The organism is Polaribacter sp. Z014 (assembly GCF_023555435.1).
In the GTDB taxonomy this organism is placed as follows: domain Bacteria; phylum Bacteroidota; class Bacteroidia; order Flavobacteriales; family Flavobacteriaceae; genus Polaribacter.
This window is the reverse complement of sequence record NZ_JALCZP010000074.1, coordinates 1-1,550: the sequence shown is the minus strand read 5'-3', so window position 1 is coordinate 1,550 and position 1,550 is coordinate 1. Positions and strand designations below refer to the sequence as shown.

Here is a 1,550-nt window from a genome sequence, read left to right as displayed (position 1 = left end):
ATAATGCACCGACTTGGTAAATGGAATTACCTAGAACGTTTTGATTGTAATTTAAGCTTAGAGAAAGGTTTGAAGGTAGAAGAGGAGTACAATAAAATGCAAGAATGGATGCATTCTGATAAAAAATGGGAAGAGATTAATAACAAAAAGGATTAAATTATTTTGATGAAGTAATTAGGCATGAACGAGATTGGAATTTAGTAGATTTTTATCATATGAATCGATGAGAGCTTTGTTCTACTGCCAACCTCACTGATTGGAAGCATGAATTGATTATTTTTTTTGTTGATAAAAACGACATTGAAATTACCGTTGTATAGAGGAACAAAAAGATTCTTTTAAAGACAATGTTGAATTCAGTAAAAAAAGAAAGCAAGTATTAGCTTTTAGTTATAATTTTAAAAAAAAGGTTAACATAAATCATAAATGAAAAAACTACAGATATTATTAGCAATACTTTCTTTAGGTATTCTGGGATGTCAGCAGAAAGAAGAAAAATCAGAAGTGAATTCTGAAAATTATCAAAGTGCATCATACAAGCGTTTTAAAGAAAATAAGCTCCGTTATGAGAAATTTAATGAGTTTGAAACAAAGTTCAAATTCACCAAAATTAGTGGTATTGGGTTTGAAGAAGGTGTTACACGAAGAGATCCTTCTAGTGTTATTAAAGTAGATAGTTTGTACTATGTTTGGTATACAAGACCACCATCGGGTATTCCTGTAGTAGGTATAAAAGCTGCGAATGATACATTAAGAGCATATCACTGGGATTTAGCAGAGATTTGGTATGCTACTTCTCCAGATGGATATAAATGGACAGAAAAAGGAGTCGCAATTAAAAGAGGTAAAAAAGGAGAATACGATCACAGAAGTGTTTTTACAACTGATATTTTGGTTGCAAAAGGAAAATATTACTTGTTCTATCAAGCAGCAGGAAGTCTAAAACAAGGACATAAAGGAGGAAAGGACCCCATTTTTGGAGGGGATTTTAATCCAAATGTTTTAGGAATGTCTTGGGCAGATTCTCCTGATGGACCATGGCATCGTATGAAAAAACCAGTATTATATCCAGGAAATCAGGATGATTGGGATGGTAATGTAGTTCACGATCCATCATTAATTGTACGTGGCGGGAAATATTGGCTGTATTACAAATCGTCTCCCCGAACTCCGTGGGATAACAATGAAAGAGGAAATGTAATGTCTAGAAAATATGCAGATATTAATAGAGCAGCAGTAGGTTTGGCAATAGCAGATAAACCAGAAGGACCTTATATCAAATCAAAATACAATCCTGTAATTGTAGGCGGACATGAAGTAATTGTATGGCCTTATAAAAACGGAGTTTGTGCTATTTTAACTGAAGGACCAGAAGCTAATAGTATTCAATTTGCAGAAGATGGTATTAATTTTTATCCGGTAAAACATGGTTTAGAAAAACCAGAAGCAGGAGGAATGTATAGAGTTAGTAACTTTGTAGACACAGATAGTATTCCTGGAAAAGGTGTTACTTGGGGAATAATGCACCGACTTGGTAAATGGAATTACCT

The 1,550-nt window shown here is 33.6% G+C and carries 1 protein-coding gene; it reads left to right on the top strand.

The features are described 5' to 3' along the window. Positions 1–426: 426 nt before the first annotated feature. Positions 427–1,550: glycoside hydrolase family 117 protein (locus tag MPF19_RS18950; protein ID WP_249989840.1), on the top strand; the 1,124-nt coding region annotated here is incomplete at its 3' end.